Annotated in this window: 17 protein-coding genes; 9 read left to right on the top strand and 8 right to left on the bottom strand. The window is 69.5% G+C overall.

Annotated features, from left to right (window positions below; genetic code table 11):
• Positions 1-102: 102 nt before the first annotated feature.
• The 3 genes from AB4030_RS15970 to AB4030_RS15960 are packed head-to-tail and all read right to left on the bottom strand — an operon-like array spanning position 103 to position 3,453.
• Entirely contained in the window at positions 103-1,038 is a 936-nt protein-coding gene (locus AB4030_RS15970; protein ID WP_442280198.1) for an acetamidase/formamidase family protein, read from the bottom strand.
• A gap of 2 nt (positions 1,039-1,040) precedes the next feature.
• Positions 1,041-2,477 (bottom strand): APC family permease, encoded by a 1,437-nt coding sequence (locus tag AB4030_RS15965; RefSeq protein ID WP_442280197.1) that lies wholly within the window; start codon positions 2,475-2,477, stop codon positions 1,041-1,043.
• A gap of 49 nt (positions 2,478-2,526) precedes the next feature.
• Positions 2,527-3,453 (bottom strand): proline iminopeptidase-family hydrolase, encoded by a 927-nt coding sequence (locus tag AB4030_RS15960; RefSeq protein WP_442280196.1) that lies wholly within the window; start codon positions 3,451-3,453, stop codon positions 2,527-2,529.
• An 88-nt stretch (positions 3,454-3,541) separates the two neighbouring features.
• On the opposite strand from AB4030_RS15960, the gene AB4030_RS15955 reads away from it, so the two are divergent.
• Positions 3,542-4,291, top strand: coding sequence for a FadR/GntR family transcriptional regulator (locus tag AB4030_RS15955; protein ID WP_442280195.1), 750 nt, complete (start codon positions 3,542-3,544; stop codon positions 4,289-4,291).
• Positions 4,292-4,298: 7 nt separating this feature from the next.
• On the opposite strand, the gene AB4030_RS15950 is transcribed toward AB4030_RS15955, so the two are convergent.
• The 4 genes from AB4030_RS15950 to AB4030_RS15935 form a co-directional block, all read right to left on the bottom strand.
• Positions 4,299-5,921 (bottom strand): chloride channel protein, encoded by a 1,623-nt coding sequence (locus tag AB4030_RS15950; RefSeq protein ID WP_442280194.1) that lies wholly within the window; start codon positions 5,919-5,921, stop codon positions 4,299-4,301.
• Positions 5,918-6,385, bottom strand: coding sequence for a MarR family winged helix-turn-helix transcriptional regulator (locus AB4030_RS15945; RefSeq protein ID WP_442280193.1), 468 nt, complete (start codon positions 6,383-6,385; stop codon positions 5,918-5,920). The genes AB4030_RS15950 and AB4030_RS15945 overlap by 4 nt, the downstream gene beginning before the upstream one ends.
• Before the next feature lie 83 nt (positions 6,386-6,468).
• Complete coding sequence (locus tag AB4030_RS15940) at positions 6,469-6,705, bottom strand: DUF1059 domain-containing protein (RefSeq protein WP_442280192.1); 237 nt, start codon at positions 6,703-6,705, stop codon at positions 6,469-6,471.
• 96 nt (positions 6,706-6,801) lie between these two features.
• A complete protein-coding gene (locus tag AB4030_RS15935) occupies positions 6,802-7,431 on the bottom strand; it encodes a trimeric intracellular cation channel family protein (RefSeq protein WP_442280191.1) in 630 nt (209 codons plus the stop codon).
• A 190-nt stretch (positions 7,432-7,621) separates the two neighbouring features.
• Between AB4030_RS15935 and AB4030_RS15930 the strand changes: the two genes are divergently transcribed.
• Entirely contained in the window at positions 7,622-8,842 is a 1,221-nt protein-coding gene (locus tag AB4030_RS15930; RefSeq protein WP_442280190.1) for an amidohydrolase, read from the top strand.
• A 49-nt stretch (positions 8,843-8,891) separates the two neighbouring features.
• Here the strand turns inward: AB4030_RS15930 and AB4030_RS15925 are convergent, their stop codons facing one another.
• Positions 8,892-9,896, bottom strand: coding sequence for an alkaline phosphatase family protein (locus AB4030_RS15925; RefSeq protein ID WP_442280189.1), 1,005 nt, complete (start codon positions 9,894-9,896; stop codon positions 8,892-8,894).
• 386 nt (positions 9,897-10,282) lie between these two features.
• Between AB4030_RS15925 and AB4030_RS15920 the strand changes: the two genes are divergently transcribed.
• The 7 genes from AB4030_RS15920 (at position 10,283) to AB4030_RS15890 (ending at position 16,233) form a co-directional block, all read left to right on the top strand.
• Complete coding sequence (locus AB4030_RS15920) at positions 10,283-10,942, top strand: TetR/AcrR family transcriptional regulator (RefSeq protein ID WP_442280188.1); 660 nt, start codon at positions 10,283-10,285, stop codon at positions 10,940-10,942.
• Between the two features lie 282 nt (positions 10,943-11,224).
• Positions 11,225-12,286, top strand: a complete 1,062-nt coding sequence (locus AB4030_RS15915; RefSeq protein ID WP_442280187.1) for an NAD(P)-dependent alcohol dehydrogenase — start codon at positions 11,225-11,227, stop codon at positions 12,284-12,286.
• Positions 12,283-13,194 carry an ABC transporter ATP-binding protein gene (locus tag AB4030_RS15910; RefSeq protein WP_442280186.1) on the top strand — a complete coding sequence of 304 codons (912 nt, stop codon included), beginning with the start codon at positions 12,283-12,285 and terminating at the stop codon, positions 13,192-13,194. Before AB4030_RS15915 ends, AB4030_RS15910 begins: the two co-directional genes overlap by 4 nt.
• A complete protein-coding gene (locus AB4030_RS15905; RefSeq protein WP_442280185.1) occupies positions 13,191-14,042 on the top strand; it encodes an ABC transporter permease in 852 nt (283 codons plus the stop codon). Before AB4030_RS15910 ends, AB4030_RS15905 begins: the two co-directional genes overlap by 4 nt.
• Before the next feature lie 43 nt (positions 14,043-14,085).
• On the top strand, positions 14,086-14,856 hold the full coding sequence (locus tag AB4030_RS15900) for a DUF4386 domain-containing protein (protein WP_442280184.1): 771 nt from the start codon (positions 14,086-14,088) through the stop codon (positions 14,854-14,856).
• A 79-nt stretch (positions 14,857-14,935) separates the two neighbouring features.
• On the top strand, positions 14,936-15,694 hold the full coding sequence (locus tag AB4030_RS15895) for a DUF4386 domain-containing protein (RefSeq protein WP_442280183.1): 759 nt from the start codon (positions 14,936-14,938) through the stop codon (positions 15,692-15,694).
• Positions 15,695-15,759: 65 nt separating this feature from the next.
• The gene (locus AB4030_RS15890; RefSeq protein WP_442280182.1) at positions 15,760-16,233 is read left to right on the top strand and encodes a nitroreductase/quinone reductase family protein; all 474 of its coding nucleotides are present in this window, start codon (positions 15,760-15,762) and stop codon (positions 16,231-16,233) included.
• The last annotated feature ends 64 nt before the right edge of the window (positions 16,234-16,297 follow it).

Genomic DNA, 16,297 nt, shown 5'->3' with positions numbered 1-16,297 from the left:
GCGCTGTCGGTTGAGGACTGTGCCGTACCCGCTTCCCGCGCCGCCTACACCGTTGCGCCAGCTGCTGCCGAGCGCTGCCGCGAGCCGCCGAGCGCTGCCGCCTCAGGCCAGCTCGAGGAGGTGCTTGGCGATTCGCGCCAGCGTCACCTGCCCGACGGCCCGGAACGGGTGCAGCGGGTCGGGCGTCACCGACCCCGTCGGGCCACCGAGCTCGGTGTGCGCCAGCGCACTCATGACCGTGTAGGCGTCGTGCCGGCTGTAGCCGTGCTCGTCGGTCAGGACGGCGAAGAGGTCCTCGTAGGCGTTGATGATGGAGTCCTGGACCGGGTCGCCCAGGCCCACACACACGAGCTCGTCACCGGTGTCGATCCTCGGGGCTCGCAGGCGCTTGCCCTTGACGAGGTCGACGCTGACGGTGGCCCGCCCGGCGACCTCGATGGCGACGAACGAGCTCTCCCCGCGGCTCATGACCGCGTGCAGGTCCCCGATGGCCAGACCGGCGCCCGCCACCTCGACGGGGAGGTACACCGTGCTGCCGGGCCTGGCGTCCGTGAGGTCCATGTTCCCGCCGGTCGGGTAGGAGGGCATGACGGTCGACATCGCGCCTTCGGCCGGCGCCACCCCGATGCACCCGATCATGGGGGCCACGGGGCAGCTCACCCGGTCGGTGAGCAGCGCCATCCCGTCGCGGACGGGCACCCGACGCACGTACCAGTCGTCGCCCATCGCGCCGGCCAGCGCGCCCGCCCCAGGGATGTAGACCGACCAGCCGTGCTCGGCCATGTCGATGTCGTGGATCGTCACCGCGAGCGCGTCACCAGGCTCGGCTCCCCGGACGTGGACCGGGCCGGTGACGGGGTTGATCGTCGCCGTGACCTTCGACAGGTCTCGCAGCTCCTCCATCTGGGCGTATGCCGCGTCGTCGGTCTCGAACGTGATGCGCTCCCCCGTGCCCGGATCCACGGTGAGCACCGGCTCGTGCGCCGCCGAGTAGCCGGCCTGGGCGTGGTCCTTGGTGATGAGGTGGTGCTCGGTCACGGTCAGCTCCTCGGCTCGGTGGCGGGCTGCAGGTCGGCAGCCGGCTCGGTGGAGGCATCGGCCCGATGCTCAGGCAGGATGCCGATTCCCTTGCGGCTGTAGTAGACCAGCACGAGGATGCCGATCGCGAGCCACACCAGGCCGCCGATCTTGGCGGCGGACTCGGCGTTCCAGAGAACGAACCCGATGATGAGGAACCCGATGACCGGTCCCACCCAGTGCAGGACGAGATTGGACGACTTCCGGCGCACGCCGTAGTAGGTCATGACCGACAGGTGCAGCAGGAGGAACGAGGTCAGGGCGCCGAAGTTCACGAGTGAGCTGATGAGCCCGATCTGACCGACGAAGAACAGCCCCAGGACCAGGGTGATGCCAGCAACGAGCAGGATGGCCCGCTCCGGCACCTTGCTGCGGCTGTTGACGTGCGCCAGGAAGCGCGGCAGCTGGCCGTCGCGGCTCATGGAGAACAGCAGGCGGGAGGTGGCGCTCTGTGCCGCAACGGCATTGGCGATGCCGACGGCCAGGGCGTTCATGGCCAGGAACGCGATCTGCCACCCGTTGTTGCTGATCCGGCCGACGATGTCGAAGAACGCGTTGCCGGCCTGGTCGTCCGGGAAGGAGGTGGTGTCCGGGATGAGCATGCCGGCCAGCCAGGTCTGGCTGATGAAGAAGAAGGCGACGAGGAAGAGGCCGCCGATCATGGCGATCCCGGCTGAACGGTGACCGCCCTTGCTCTCCTCGGAGAGGGTGGCGATGCCGTCGAAGCCGAGGAAGGACAGCACCGCGATCGACAGCGCCGTGCCGACGAGCGGCGCGGAGAAGTTGGCGGCGTCGAAGATCGGCTTGGCGATCACGTGCGCTCCGCCGGTCCCGTGGGCGATGGCGACGATGGCCATGACGGCGAAGATGACGAGGAAGAGCACCTCGGCGGTCAGGAAGAGCCGGTTGACGACGGCCGTGAACGAGATGCCGACGTAGTTGATGGCGGTGTTGATGGCCAGGAACAGCAGGATCCACGCCCATTTGGGCACGGCCGGGAAGATGCCCGACATCGACTCGGCGGCGAAGACGTAGAGCAACGTGGGCACGAGCAGGTAGTCGAGCAGGATCGTCCAGCCGGCGATGAAGCCGAGCTTGGGGTGCATGCCGCGCCCCACGTACGAGTAGACCGAGCCGGCGATGGGGAAGGCCCGGCTCATCTGCGCGTAGGACAGCGCGGTGAAGATCATCGCGACGAGGCCGATGAGGTAGACGAGGGGCACCATCCCCTTGGCCTCGTTGTAGACGGTGCCGTAGATGGCCCACGGTGCGATCGGCACCATGAAGACGAGGCCGTAGATGAGCAGGTCGGCCGTGGAGAGACCACGGTTCAGCTCCTGCTTGTAGCCGAACTGGGTGAGGTCTCCCTCGCCGAGCGTGTGGCTGTCGAGATTGGACATGCGTGACCTCCGGGTCAGGTGGGCGCTGGGGCGTCAGGTGGGCACAGGGTCAGTCGTGCTGGCCGAGGAAGGACTCGACGACGTCGAGGAAGGCGTCGGTCTCCTCGACGTGCGGCATGTGGCTCGAGTCGGGGAAGACGTGCGAGCGCACGTCGGGGATGCGCAGGGCGAATGGCTCCCAGACCAGGGGCATCGCCTCGTCGTGCGCGCCGGCGATGACGAGCGTCGGGATGCGTATGCCGTCCAGCCGGTCGACGACCGACCAGTCCTTGAGCGACCCGACCACGTGGAACTCCGAGGGCCCGTTCATGGTGTGGTAGACGGTGGGCTCTGCCTCTATCTGGGCGAAGGAGTCGGTCACCTCGGGCGGGTTGGGCACCACACGGCATACGTGCCGGTCGTAGAAGACCTTCTCGGCCGCGGCGTACTCCTCGGAGTCCGTGGTGCCCGCCTGCTCGTGCTCCAGCAGGGTCTGCTGCACCTCGTCCGGGAGCTGCGCGCGCAGCGTGTTGGCCGCCTCGAGCCACAGCGCCATGGACGCAGGCGAGTCGCAGATGGTGAGGCTGCGGATGCCCGAGTCGTCGGCGAGGACGACCTCGGGACCGAGCATGCCGCCCCACGACTGGCCCAGCAGGTGGAAACGCTGGTCGATGCCGAGCGCCCGGACAAGGTTGCGCAGCTCGTCGACGAAGAGCTGTGGCGTCCAGAAGTCTGCAGGAGCGTCGGGCAGGTGGGTGCTGCCGCCGCAGCCGAGCTGGTCGTAGTGGATGACCGAACGCCCTTGCAGCACAAGATTGGCCATCGTCAACGTGTAGTTGTGGGCGGCGCCGGGACCGCCGTGGAGCACGACGAGGGGCGCCTGCTCCGCGTCCGGGTCGAGCTCTCCGGTGACGCGGTACCAGGTGCGGTGACCACGGAAGTCGACCTCGCCCTCGGTGGTCGGGTCGGGAAAGCGCGCGTCGCGCGTCGTTGCCATGCATCCTCCTCGGGGAACCGGACAAAAGTGGATCACGCAAATGGTCCGGTGACAAGACCTTTGACACGGTCGGACCTAGACTGCGTGCGTGGAGAGCAATTCGGAGTGGGAGGACGGGGAGTCGATCGCCCTCCTCGGCGAGCCCCGCACCAAGGCGACGTCGCTGACCGACCGGCTCATCACGGCCATCGCGGTCGGTGAGTACTCCCCCGGTGAGCGTCTCCCGCCCGAGCGCGACCTGGCCGCCTCGCTCGGTGTCAGTCGGGCGACGGTGCGCCAGGCGTTGCAGCACGTGACCGAGCTCGGCCTCATCGAGATCCGGCGGGGGCGGGCGGGCGGCGCCTTCGTCGCTTCGGCGTCATGGGAGGACGTCGCGCCCGAGGTCGCCCGCCGGACGCTCGAGATCGAGATCCCGCGCCTGCTGGACCTCTACGACTACCGCTGCATGGTGGAGGGGATGATCGCCCGCGCAGCCGCGGAGCGCCGCACCGCCGACGACATCACCGGTCTCGAGAAGGCTCTCGAGGAGTTCCGGGCGGCGACGTCGATGACGGAGGCGCGCAACGCCGACCGCCGGCTCCACGGTCTCGTGACGGCGGCGGCGCGCAACCCCCACCTCACCTCACTCAGTGCGCACCTCACGGCCGCGGCCACTCTCGGGTTCGGCGTCGAGCCGTACACGCAGGACTTCTACGACGAGGCGCTCGTGCAGCACACCGAGCTGGTCGGGCACGTCGTGCGTGGTGAGGCCGATGCGTCCAACCGCAGTGCCTCGGCGCACTTCGGCCTGACGCTCGAGACGATGCGAGCCGGTCTGCAACGGGCGCGCAGCGCCTGACGGCAGGTCAGCCGCGGCCCATGCCCAGCGGTCTGGTGAACACCTGCTGCCGCTCGGTCGCCTCGGTCAGGTCGTGCTGGCGCGCCACGAGCAGGGACTGCACGTCGATGTGGCCGAGGACGGCGCCCTCCTCCCCGATGACGGCGGCGCCGTCATGTCCGTGCTCGGCGAAGACGTAGGCCACGTGGCGCAACGTGTCGCGCTCGCCGACGACGTGGTGTGCGCTGCCGGTCGCGAGACCGCGGGCCACCGCCATCGCCTCATCGGAGGTGCGCATGACGTCGGAGGCGAAGAAGGTCTCGAGCGGGTCGGTGGTGTAGTCGCGGGTGATGTGCAGCCCGCGGCGGGCGATCTTCTCGGTGAGCACGGAGCGCTGGAGCACGAGGACGGACACGGCATACGCCGTCGAGGACGCGATGAGCAGGGGCAGCATCGCTCCCCACGCGTGCGTGAGCTCGAGAGTGAAGACGACGCCGGTGAGCGGCGACCGCATCACCCCTCCGACGACCGCCGCCAGCCCGAGCATGGCCCAGAACCCGGGGAACACACCCGGGAGGACGAGGCCCAGCGCGGCCCCGAGCGCGCCACCGATCATGAAGACCGGCGCGAGCACGCCCCCCGAGGTCCCGGACCCGAGCGACAGCGACCAGATGAGTGTCTTGACGACGAGGATCCCGACGATCAACCCGGTGGTCGCGTGGCCGGTCAGCAGCTGGTCGATGACGTCGTAGCCCACGCCGAGCGCCCGGGGCTCGACGAGGCCGCCGAGGCCGATGACGAGGCCGCCGAGCGCCGGCCACCACATCCAGTGGATCGGCAGCCGGCTGAACAGGTCCTCGGCGAAGTAGACGAGCCACGTCGCACCCAGGGCCACGAGGGCACCGCTGAGACCGACGAGGACGCTGAGCGTCTCTGCGGTCCAGGCGATGTGGACGTCGCTGTGCGGCACCGGGAAGATCGGGCCCACCCCGATGAGCGGGCCCCGGACGACCGTCGCGACGGCGACCGCGGCGACGACCGGGACGAAGCTGCGTGGTCGCCACTCGAAGAGCAGCAGCTCCACCGCGAGGAGCACGGCCGCGAGCGGCGAGTTGAAGGTGGCGGCCATGCCCGCCGCGGCGCCGGCCACGAGCAGTGTCTTGCGCTCGTCGGCGGTGAGCCGCAGGTGCTGCGCGAGGATCGAGCCGATGGCTCCCCCGGTCATGATGATCGGCCCCTCGGCACCGAAGGGTCCACCCGAGCCGATGCTGATCGCCGCCGAGATCGGTTTGAGCACAGCGACCTTCGGCTCGATCCGGCTGCCGCCGATGAGGATCGACTCGATCGCCTCCGGCATGCCGTGGCCGCGGATCTTCTCCGACCCGTAGCGCGCCATGACACCGATGACGAGCCCGCCGACCACGGGCGCGAGCAGCACGAGCAACCACGGGTGGTGCGTCGCGCCGGGCGCGACCAGGGAGGTCTCGAACCGCTGGTAGAACACGACATTCGTCGTCAGGCCGATGAGCTTGAGGAGCAGGTATGCCGCTGCCGCGCCGAGCGCTCCCACCGGCAGCGCCCAGGCGGTGATGAGCAGCATCCGCGGGTGGACGTTGAAGTCGCCGAGCTCCACCTGCTTGGCCCGGGTCACAGCGGCACCGGTCCGGTGAGGTCGTGGTGCCGTCGCCGGAGGGCCAGGTGCAGCACGTCGAGGCTTTCGGTGAGGGAGCTGAGGGCCGCGGCATCCAGGCTGTGCAGAGCGCGGGTGAGCTCACGCGAGCGCCAGGCCAGCACGGCCTCGAGGACCTCGACGCCGTGCTCGGTCAGCGCGAGGAGCACCCGGCTGCGGCTGTGCGGATCCCCCGTCCGGGTGACGTGGCCGGACGTCACGAGCCTGTCGGCCAGCCGCGTCACCGACGAGTTGCTCACGCCGAGCACGTGCGCCAGCTCGGTGCAGGACGCCTGGCCCTCGTCGCGCAGCGCGAAGAGCAGGCGCATCTGGGGCAGCGACACCTCCCCCACCTCGTCGACGCTGCGCACGGCCAGACCGAGCAGGTCGCGGGTCACCTGCTGCAGCGCCTCCACCGCGGTCGGGAAGGATCGGGATCTTTGCATGCGACAAGTCTTGCATGCGACAACACGTTGGCGAAAACGTCGAATGACGAACAGGCCCGCCCACCGAGCGGCCCTGAGGCCGGTCAGTCGTCGGCCGCCGCGGCGAAGGCCTGCTTGGCGTCGCGGTACCAGTCCATGGACTTCTTCGGGTGCCGCCAGCGGCTCTTCATCGCATCGCGGGCGTCCTGGTGGGTGGCGTCCCCGGCCGTCTCCGCATCACGGAGGTGGCGGTCCTGGGCCTTGATGACGTCGTCGGCGGTGTCGCCGTGGTGCTCGAGGTCGCAAGGCCCTCCGAGGGATCGGCAGGTCATGGTCTTCATGGTCGGCTCCTTGATCGTTGGGGTGTCCTGCCGTACTGACGATCGAGCCGGGCCGGATGTGACACGCACCCGCGACCGACTGCGACGTCACAGGGTTCACTCGCGCGATGACCCGGGTGGCGTCGGCGCGTTGAGGTCGAACCGGATCCCGATCAGTCGGATGGCGAAGCAGGCCAGCCCGGCCACCGACGCCGGGACCCAGCCGTGGAGGCCGATCTCGACGCTCACCACGGTGATCAGGGCGCCGACCAGGGCGGGGATGGCATACAAGCCGCTGCTCAGCACGGTCGGGACGCGCCCGATCAGCACGTCTCGAAGAGTGCCTCCGCCCACGGCGGTGACAGCGCCGAGGATGACGGCCTGCAGCGACCCCAGGCCGGCATCGAGCGCTTTGGTGGCTCCGGTGATGGCAAACAGGCTGAGGCCCACGGCGTCGAGGACCTCGATCGGCAGGGCCAGTCGGTCGAGCTTGCGCCCCCAGGCGAAGGCGATGAGGGCCCCGGCCGCAGCGACCACGAGGTAGCGCCAGTCCCTGAACGTCGCCGGCGGGAGGGAGTCGATGATGACATCGCGGATGATGCCGCCGCCCACGGCCGTGACCATGCCGAGGGCGAGCACCCCGACGATGTCCAGCCGCGCCTTTCGGATCGCCGTCAGCGCGCCGTTGAGCGCGAAGACGGCGGTTCCAGCGAGGTCGAGCAGCAGCAGAGCGCTACCGGCGGTCACTCGGGCTCCCACCGGACAACTGCGCTCGCCATGCGGACACGGTACGCCGAAGGCGTGCGCCAGGGGTCCGTCGCCGGGACAGCCCCGGGCGGCGCCCGGACGGCCTCACTCAGGGCTTCGTCACAGCGCGGCTGGGTACGGTCAACTCGGCGGTCGAACAGGACTGGTGGATTTCACGAGGGGCGAGGCGATGACATCTGCTGACGCGGTGCTGGCCGGGTTGGACCGAACGCGCGGCTGGAGGGAGGACTTCTATCGCGACCTGCACGCCCATCCCGAGCTGAGCGGCCAGGAGTCCCGCACCTCTGCGGCCGCCGCTGCGCGACTGACCGCGTGGGGCTTCGATGTCCAGCGCGTGGGCGGGGGCGTCGTCGGCGTCCTGGCGAACGGGCCCGGGAACACCGTGCTCAGCCGCGCCGACATGGACGCGCTGCCCGTGACCGAGATGACCGAGCTACCGTACGCGTCGACCCAGACCGCGACCGACGAGACGGGGGCCACCACCGGGGTCTCCCACGCCTGCGGCCACGACGTCCACGTGACGTGCCTGCTCGGCGCCGCTGAGCTGCTCGCCGACCAGCGTCAGCACTGGAGTGGCACCTTTGTCGCCCTCTTCCAGCCGGCGGAGGAGACGGCAGCGGGAGCGCGGGGGATGCTCGATGACGGACTCGCACGACGCATACCGCGTCCCGACGTCGCCTTCGCCCAGCACGTCCTCGGACTCGACGCCGGCACGATCGGCACCCAGGTCGGGCCCGTCATGTCTGCCGGCGACAGCATCCGGATCACGGTCTTCGGCAAAGGCTCACACGGCTCGATGCCGCACCTCAGCGTCGACCCGGTGGTGCTCGCCGCCTCGATCGTCCTGCGGCTGCAGACGATCGTGGCCCGCGAGACCCGACCGGGAGAGTTCGCGGTCGTCACGGTCGGCAGCAGCGTGGCCGGGACGAAGAGCAACATCATTCCCGACCGGGCGGTGCTGCTGCTCAACGTGCGGACCTACGATGACGCCACACGTCGCCAGGTGCTGGAAGCGATCGAACGCATCGTTCGCGCCGAGTGCGACGGCGCCGGTTCCCCGCAACCGCCCACCTTCGAGTACTACGACCAGTACCCCCTCACCCACAACGACTCCGGCGTGGGTGACCGCGTCGACAGCGCGTTCCGAGAGCACTTCGGGGACCAGGTCGTCGAACTGGGCCGGGTCACGGCCAGCGAGGACTTCAGCCGCATCCCCGACGCGTTCGAGACACCCTACTTCTATTGGGGCGTCGGAGGATTCGCCGCGGGCACCTCAGCGCCACCGAACCACTCACCCTTCTTTGCACCCCTCATCCAACCGACCCTCGACACAGGTACGGAGGCGCTCGTCGTTGCCGCACTCGCCTACCTCGCCAAGGACCCCGGCTGACTGGTGTGCGTGAAACGCACCCCCGTCAGCCGGAGAGCCCGCGCGCGGCCTACTTCAGCCGGAAGAGCGTGTCGTCGCGGATGGAGGACTTGCCCGGGTCGCCGGCGTGGCCCAGCAGCTGGGTCTGACCGACCATCTGCTCCATGCCCTTGAGCACCGAGTAGTGGTCGACGGCGACTGAGGAGACGCCACCGGCAGTCGTGTACGGGGTGATCACGATCAGCGGCACGGTGTACGTGCTGCCGTTGCCCTCGTCCCAGGTGATGATGATGGCGGAGCGGCCGGCCTGGTACGTCGCCGAGTTCAACAGACCCGGAAGGTAGCCCTTCAGCCAGTTGTCGCCGTTCTGGATCCGTTGCGAGATGGTGCTGTTGGGCACCAGGTGCATGATGTCCTGCTTGTTCGGGATCACGAGGTTGAACTTCGCCGACAGCACGTCCGCGCTGTTCGCTGGGAACGGCTTGGCGTACTGCGGACACAGGTTGTTCTGGGTCCGCGTGTAGTACGGGAAGGGGGTGTGGGTGACCGTGAACAGGCCGGCGCCACCGGTGTAGCAGTTGCCCAGGCTGCCCTCAGCCCACTCCACCGCGCTGCCCGGCGCCGACGCATTCATCAGCTCGAAGATGCTCTTCGAGGCCTGCGGCCAGGAGCTCGGCGGCTTGTTCGCCGTGATCGGCAGCTCATGGCTGCAGATGCCGTTCGTGTCGGCCTTGTCGCAGCCGGTGTACCCAGAGGTGAGCGCGATGTAGTTGGCCAGGCTCGTGGTCGACAGGGAGAGGTCGTTCTTCGAGTAGCTGCACGCCTTGGCGATCGCGTTGATGTACGGCGCGTCCGCGGTGTTGCCGATGATCTTCTTCAACGGCTTGTTCTCGAACATGATCAGGGTGACGTGGTCCCACGTCGCCGGGGCGGTACCGGCCGCGGTGCCGCTGCAGGGAGCGGTCGCCGTCGTCGTCGCTGCTGCAGTTGCAACAGGGACGGAGCCGGTGACGGTGAGAGCGGAGGCAGCGAGCAACACCGCTGCAGAGATCGGGACGTACGTTCGCATCGGCATGCCTTCCCTGTGGTTTCAGTCGACGCAGGCACTGCACGCGCTGAGCCGCGTTGACACCGTCGGCGCCAAAGATACGGCGCAACCGTCGTCTCGAGAGGGGCTTCCGAGAACTTGGTCCACTCAGCTCGTCAGCAGTCCCGTCAGAGGCGATCGGCCGGGACTCGCAGGCGCTCAGTCGCGGAGCGGTCCCCCGTTCCGAACGGCTGCGACCACGTCGAGGATCGCCTGACTGGTCGCGTCCGAATCCTTCTCGTCGGCAGCGTGGGCGGGCACGCCCACACGTCTCGTACTAAGTACGCTAGATTGGCATACAAGGTACGAGACCGACCGGACGAGGGAGCACTGTGCACCAACCAGCCGCTGACAGCCGCGAGCGAAGGGCCCCGTTGAGCCGCGAACGGGTCCTGCTCGGCGCTGTGGCCGTCGCCGACTCCGGCGGCCTGCCCGCCCTGACGATCCGCTCCCTCGCGCAGCAGCTCGGCGTCAAGCCGATGTCGGTCTACCACTACGTGGCCAACAAGAGCGAGATCCTCGACGGCATCGTCGACATGGTCTTCGCCGAGATCGACCGCCCGCCGCGCGATGGGGACTGGCAGAACGAGATCCGACAAGGGGCCGCCTCGGCCAGGCGGGCGCTCCGGCGTCACCCCTGGGCACTCGGGCTGCTGGAGTCACGAAAGACCCCCGGCCCGGCGACGCTGCGCCACCACGACACGATGATCGGCACCTTGCGAGCCGCCGGATTCTCGGTCGAGATGACCGCCCACGCATACGCCCTCATCGACAGCTACGTGTACGGGTTCGCCCTGCAGGAGGCCGCCCTGCCCTTCGACGGACCGGAGACCGTCGCCGGCGTCGCGGAACCCATTCTGGGCGGCTTCGACGACGACGAGTACCCCCATCTGGCCGAGATGGCGACAGAGTTCATCCTCCAACCCGGCTACGACTTCGGCGACGAGTTCGAGATCGGACTCGAGGTCATCCTCCAAGCCCTCACCCGCTCCCTCCCTCCCGCCCGGCGACGGCGCACGCATCGACCGGACTGAAGGGGCGCCGCAAAGACGTCGCCACCGAGGGGATGGCCTGGACATACTTTGTACGCTAGCCTGAACGTACTTAGTACATCCACCGCCGGCGCGCGGGCCACACTCGCCCCGCCCATGAGATCCCCGCTCTTGAGGACTGTGTCGGTGCCGGTCCCGTGAGATCTCGATGCTCGCGATCCGCAATCGAAGGCGCGGTCACGTCGCCGCTCCAAGCGCAGTCCCGCTCCGGACGACCACGCGCTCGCGCGCCCGAAGCCTGAGGATCCCCACCGAGGAGCACCCATGTCCACCGCCTCGAACCCCGCCCTCCCTCAAGAAGCCGACAAGACCAGCGGGACAACGCCTTTCAGCTCCGGAAGCTCGATGCGAGCAGTCGTGCAGGACCGTTACGGGTCTGCCGACGTGCTGCACCTGGCCCGGATCCCGCGACCGAGTGCCGCCCCGCACGAGGTGCTGCTGCGGGTGTGTGCCGCCGGCGTGGCACGCGCGACCTGGCACGTGATGACGGGGCTGCCGTATGCCGGCCGGCTCGCGTTCGGGCTGCGCCGACCCAAAGAGCGGGTGCCTGGGATGGACGTCGCTGGGATCGTCGTGGCGGTGGGCTCAGCGGTGACCACCTTCGCCGAGGGCGACGAGGTCTTCGGTGTCGGCCGCGGATCCTTCGCCGACTACGCCGTCGCCCGCGAGGACAAGCTGGCCGTCAAACCCGCGAGCCTCACCTTCGCGCAGGCTGCGGTGGTCCCCATCTCGGCGTCGACCGCCCTGCAAGCCCTGACCGACGTCGGCAAACTCCAGCAGGGTCAGAGCGTGTTGGTCATCGGCGCCTCCGGCGCCGTCGGCGGGTATGCCGTCCAGCTGGCCAAGGCCCTCGGAGCGACGGTCACCGGAGTGGCCAGCGGCGCCAAGCTGGACTGGGTCCGATCCCTCGGGGCCGACCACGTCATCGACTACACCCAGCAGGACTACGCCGACGGCACGGCCCGCTACGACCTGATCCTCGACCTCGCCGGAAACCCGTCTGTGTCCCGGTTGCGACGGGCGCTCGCGCCTGCCGGCACGGCCGTGCTGGTCGGCGGCGAGGCGGGTGGCCACCTCACCGGCGGGATGAACCGGCAGCTGGGCGCACTGGCCCTGTCCGGGCTCGTCCGGCAGCGCCTCACCATGCTTCTCGCGAAGCAACGCTGCAGCGACCTGGAGCGACTCACCGACTTCATCCGGGCCGGGGTGGTGACCCCGCGCATCGACCGGACCTACCCTCTGGCGGACGCGGCGGACGCGATGCGCCACCTCACCGACGGCACGGCGCGCGGGCAGATCGCGATCACCATGGGGCTCCCGCGATGATCCGGGTCGAGTCCGTCACCAAGAGGTACGGCCCCTTCACCGCCGTCGACGACGTGACGTTCACCGCCGCGCCTGGCCGGGTCACCGGCTTCCTCGGCCCGAACGGAGCCGGCAAGTCGACGACGTTGCGGATCGTCGTCGGCTTGACCCCGGCCACCTCGGGTACTGCGACGGTGGTGGGTCGTCTTTTCGCCGACCTGCCCAACCCCGGCCTGGAGGTCGGCGTGCTGCTGGACGCCTCCGCGCAACATGCCGGACGTACCGGACGAGAGATCCTGACGTTGGCCCAGCGGACGATGGGCGTGCCCGCTGACCGCGTCGAGGAGATGCTCGACCTGGTCAGCCTCACCCCCACCGAGGCCGGACGCCGGGTGCGGAACTACTCCCTCGGGATGCGGCAGCGACTGGGCATCGCCGCAGCACTGCTCGGGCAACCGGAGGTGCTGATCCTGGACGAACCCGCCAACGGGCTCGACCCGGCCGGCATCCGCTGGATGCGGGACCTGCTGCGCGACTATGCAGACCGGGGTGCCACTGTGCTGCTCTCCTCACACCTGCTGCACGAGATCGAGGTCATCGCCGACGACCTCGTCGTCATCGGCAACGGTCGCATCGTCGCCAAGGGCACCAAGGCCGAGCTGCTGCAATCCGCCGGGACCCTCGTCAGAACGACCAGCGTGGACACCCTCGCCGGCGCGCTCAGCGCCGCCGGCGTCCTGTCCAGCCACAGCGGTGCAACCGGGCACGGCGACGCCCTTCGGGTGGAGGCCGAGCCCGACGTCGTCGGCCGGATCGCCCACACGGCCGGCGTGACGCTGCTCGAGCTCCGTCCCGCCGAGGGCGCCGGACTCGAGGACCTGTTCCTCGAGCTGACCGCCGACACGCAACGCGAAGGAGCAGTCGCATGACCGCCATCCCGCTCGAGCCAGTCCTCGCAGGTTCCCCCTCCGTCGAGACGGACCCCCGCCAGGACGTCGCACCCCGCTCGGCGCGCACTGTGGCGCCGGCGCGCATCCCCCTCGCACGGATCGTCTCCGTCGAGCTGCGCAAGTCCTTCGACACCCGGTCCGGGTTCTGGCTGCTCGCCAGCATCGGCATCGCCTCGTTCCTGGCCACGGCTGGGGTCGTCCTCTGGGCGGCCCGCGACCAGCTGACCTACAGCACCTTCACCCTCGCCGTCGGCTTCCCCATGGCCGTGATCCTGCCGGTCATCGCGATCCTGTCGGTCACCGCCGAATGGACCCAACGCAGCGGCCTGACCACCTTCACGCTCGTCCCGCACCGGGGCCGTATCGTCTTCGCCAAGGCCATCGTCGCCATCTCGATCGCCGTCGCCTCGATGCTCGTCGCCTTCGTCATCGGAGCGCTCGGCAACCTCCTGGCCGCGGCCCTCGCCGGCCGCGACGCCGTCTGGGACCAAGGCGTCGCCACTCTGGCCGCCATCGTGCTGGGCAACACGCTCGTCGTCCTCATCGGCTTCATGCTCGGGGTGCTGATCCGCAACTCCACGGCCGCCATCGTGGCCTACTTCGTCTACGCGTTCGTGGCCCCACCACTGTTGGAGCTGCTCGCCGCCAACCAGGCGTGGTTCCACGACCTCTACCCCTGGGTCGACCCCAACGTCACCCAGAACCTGCTGTTCCACGGTCCACTGGTCGGCCAGCAGTGGCTCCAGCTCGCGGTCACCACAGCCGTCTGGCTGGTCGCGCCCCTGCTCGTGGGCCTCTGGACGCTGCAGCGCTCGGAAGTCAAGTAGCCGACTCCGGGGTCTGAACCCGACACAGGGAAAGCAGGAAGCCATGTCACCGCGAACACGCACCGTGCCGCCGCCTCTGCAGGGCGAGCCGATCCCGCCGCCGCAACGGACGGCCGACGCGGCCGACCCCGCCCGGGCCCTGCGCACGGCCAGCCTGGTCGCCGGGATCGGACTGGCCCTGCTCACCGTCCTGGCAGTCTTCGGCAACTTCGTCGTCCTGCAACGACTCATCACGCCGGGCGACGCGACCACCACGACAACCGCCATCGCGAACTCCGCGGCGCTCTTCCGATGGGGCGTCGCCAGCCTGCTCGCGGTCGCCGCGCTCGACGTCGTCGTGGCCGCCGCGTTGCTGCGGCTGTTCACCCCGGTGAACCCGGACGTCTCCCGCCTCGCCGCCTGGTTCAGACTCGCCTACGCGGGCGTGTTCGTCGTCGCGGTGAGCCAGCTGGCCGGCATACGGCCCCAGCTCGACACCCCTGACCAGGTCCAGCGGTCCATCGACTCCTTCGATGACATCTGGCACGCCGGCCTCATCCTGTTCGGCGTCCACCTGCTGCTGATCGGCTACCTGGCCCACCGGTCCGGCTTCATCGCCAGGGTCATCGCGGTCCTGCTCCTCATCGCCGGGATCGGCTACCTCGTCGACGGTTTCGGCACCGTGATCGTCGCCGGCTACTCCCTCGAGGTCGCGCGCGTCACCTTCGTCGGCGAAGCGGTGCTCATCTTCTGGTTGCTCATCCAGGGCCGACGCCTCACCGTTCGCGGCGACGGCACGATCACGTCCCGGCCCTCACGGGCGCCTCGATCCTGACGCGTCAGGATCGGGGCTCCCCTCTCCCGCGCCGCCTCCGGAGACGCGTCGCAGTTCCACCTCGATCAAAGAAGCCACCATGTCAACAGCAACGATCGACCCCGTCTCCCCCGCTCCAGCGGGCACCCCGGCGCGAGCCCCGATGACCTCAGTGCGCAAGACCGCGCTCGCCGCGGGTGTGCTCTACCTGATCAGCTTCGTCTCGATCCCGACCCTCGCCCTCTACAGCGGGGTCAAGGACCCGAACTACCTCCTCGGCTCCGGGCCGGACACCCCCGCCCTCGTCGGCGGACTCCTGGAGGTCATCGTCGCCCTCGCGGGCGTCGGCACCGCGGTCATCCTGTATCCCGTGGTCAAGCGCCAGCACCAAGGGATCGCACTGGGCTTCGTCGGCACGCGGACCCTCGAGGGCGCCGGCATCATCGCCGGCGTCGTCGCCCTGATGACGGTGGTGTCCCTGCGGCAGGCCGGAGTCGGAGCCGCTGGACTGGTCACTGCCCACGCCTTGACCAGCATGTACGGATGGGCGTTCCTCTTCTCGCAGTCCCTGATGCCCGCTCTGAACGCGATGCTGCTCGGCTCCCTGCTGTATCGGTCCCGCCTCGTGCCGCGGGCCCTTCCCACCATCGGGCTCATCGGAGCCCCGCTGCTGCTGGCCTCCGTCATCGGGGTCCTGTTCGGCGCCTTCAGCGCCGTCTCCGCCCCAGCCTTGCTCCTCGCGATCCCGATCGCTGTCTGGGAGTTCTCCCTCGGCGTCTACCTCGTCGTCAAGGGCTTCAGGCCCTCCCCTCTCACGATCGGAATGACCACAGCCGGCGCAGAACCCGCGACCGTGTGACCCACCGCTCGAGCCCGGAGTTGAGAGCACCCCTCTCAGCCGGCCCACCACCCCTGGAGGACACCGTGACCAGCAGCCCTGCGCGCTACATCGCCCCGTCCGGATGGGGTGACATCGCCTTCATGAAGGCGGTCCGGTGGCTCACCGAGCGCGGGATCAGCCTGCTCGGGTCACGTGTCCTCACCGTGGCCGGGCGCACCTCCGGCACGCCGCGCAGCGTCCCCGTGAACCTGCTCGCGCTGGGCGGCGAGCGCTACCTCGTCGCCCCCCGGGGCAACACCCAGTGGGTCCGCAACGTCCGCGCCGCGGTCGGCGCCGAGCTCCGCGTGGGGCGTCGGGTCGAGCAGGTCCGGCTCATCGAGCTTCCCGTCGCGGACCGGGTCCCCGTGCTGCGCGCCTATCTGCAGCGCTGGGGCTGGGAAGTCGGACGGTTCGTCGAGGGCCTGACAAAGCGGTCCACCGACGCCGAGCTCGCTGATGCGGCACCAGGCATGCCTGTGTTCCGGGTCGAGCCGACCACCGGGCCCAGCGTGAGTTGAACGAGGCATGGCGCCCCCGACGATGTCGAGGCAGTCGATGACGGGGTGAAACGTGGCCGCAATG

The sequence above is a fragment of the Terrabacter sp. 2YAF2 genome (assembly GCF_052114705.1).
Taxonomy (GTDB): Bacteria; Actinomycetota; Actinomycetes; order Actinomycetales; family Dermatophilaceae; genus Terrabacter.
The sequence above is the reverse complement of the archived record's forward strand: the minus strand, read 5'-3'. Positions and strand labels throughout refer to the sequence as shown.